Source organism: Halomonas stenophila, assembly GCF_014192275.1.
Lineage (GTDB): Bacteria > Pseudomonadota > Gammaproteobacteria > Pseudomonadales > Halomonadaceae > Halomonas > Halomonas stenophila.
This window is the reverse complement of the sequence record NZ_JACHXR010000031.1, coordinates 1-1,447: the sequence shown is the minus strand read 5'-3', so window position 1 is coordinate 1,447 and position 1,447 is coordinate 1. Positions and strand designations below refer to the sequence as shown.

Sequence of the window (1,447 nt, the reverse complement as noted above, 5' to 3'; positions counted from 1 at the left end):
TAGTACTACTGTGTCACAAACATCGCCAGGCGCTGTATAAGGCTGCCATGATCCCTTGGTGCAGCATCCAGCGCAGGGTGGTGATTGAATCACTCACGTGGCGTTGGGCGCGTTGTACGACCCCGCGGCCGGTACGCTTCGGGTAAGGCAGGTGCCGGGAATAGTGCGATTTTTTTTTGTTCTCCCCGGCGCAGTCGTTCGGCCACCAGGAAACCATAGGCGGTGATACACAGGCTGGCGTGATGATGGAAACCGCGCCAGTTGCGCCCTTCGTAGTGATCCAGCCCGAACTCCTGCTTGAGCTCCTGGTAGTCGCGCTCGATCCGCCAACGGGCTTTCGCCGTGATCACCAAGTCCGTCAGTGACGTGTCCTCTGGCAGATTGCTCAGCCAGTACTTGGCAGGCTCATCAGCGCCTTCGGGCCATTCGACGAGCAACCATTCCGGCTCACGGTACTGCATGCCCCGCGCCACTCGCACGCGCACCGCGGCAAAGCGCGACCGCAGTGGCTTGTTCGTGCCCTCTCGCCAGGTGACCGTTTGGTAGTGGGCGCTCTCCAGGGCATGGGCCAAGGTGTCCGCCGACACGGGATGGTGCTCCGCCGTCTGTTGCCATCGCGTGGGTGGCCGCCCCTTCCCCGACCATTCGGGGGGCAGGGGCTCGGTACCGGGCGCCCAGACGCTGAGGTCGTCGCGAACGCCCACGCAGTAGCTCAGGCCCCACTCGGCGAGCTGTTCCCGCCAGGCCGTCACCTTGCCGTAGGCGGCATCCGCCAGCACGATGCCAGGCGTGATGCCGGCGTCCAGCGTCTCGCGAACCTGCTGCAGGGCGATCTCCGGCTTGGTCGCAAAGGTGACCTCGGAGGGCACGCCGGCGCGGCGGCAGCGTGCCGGGTCATCCGTCCACGATTGGGGCAAATAGAGGCGCCACGCGACCGGCAGGCTGGCCCGCTCTGTGGCGACCGACAGGCTGACGGCGACCTGGCAGTTGTCCTGCTTGCCGATCTCGCCGCAGTACTGGCGACTGACGCCCACCGAATGCCGGCCTTTCTTGCGAATGCTGGTATCGTCGATCACCCAATAGGGCGTGGCGCCGGCCAGGAAGTGAGGCAGAACCCACTGGGCGACGCCCATCAGCAGCGCACGATCCGACCACGGCGCCTTGGCCACCAGGTGATGAAGAGCTTGGTGGCGTGCCTGGACGTTCTCCGGATCGAGGCTGGCCGCGATGGGCTCGATGCTCTTTCGGGGCAGCGACAGCATCAGGCCATAGCAGTAGTCCTTGAAGCTTCGCACGCGATCAGCATGTCCCAGTTGGGGCGCCAGCCCGTCCAGGTAGGCATCGAAACCGTCGTGAAGCGTAGAGCGTGACATCAACTGCAACCGGCATCCCTGAGGTAGAACACCCCAACATCGTAACAGCCTAATTTATGACACAGTAGTACTAG

1 protein-coding gene is annotated in these 1,447 nt (G+C 64.0%); it reads right to left on the bottom strand.

Annotation, left to right across the window (positions count from 1 at the left end):
- Window positions 1-89: 89 nt before the first annotated feature.
- On the bottom strand, window positions 90-1,373 hold the full coding sequence (locus FHR97_RS20045; protein WP_183385565.1) for an IS701 family transposase: 1,284 nt from the start codon (window positions 1,371-1,373) through the stop codon (window positions 90-92).
- Window positions 1,374-1,447 lie beyond the last annotated feature (74 nt).

Coding starts and splice junctions, on each gene's coding strand:
- FHR97_RS20045 (WP_183385565.1), bottom strand. CDS start 1,373: ATGTCACGCTCTACGCTTCACGACGGTTTCGATGCCTACCTGGACGGG.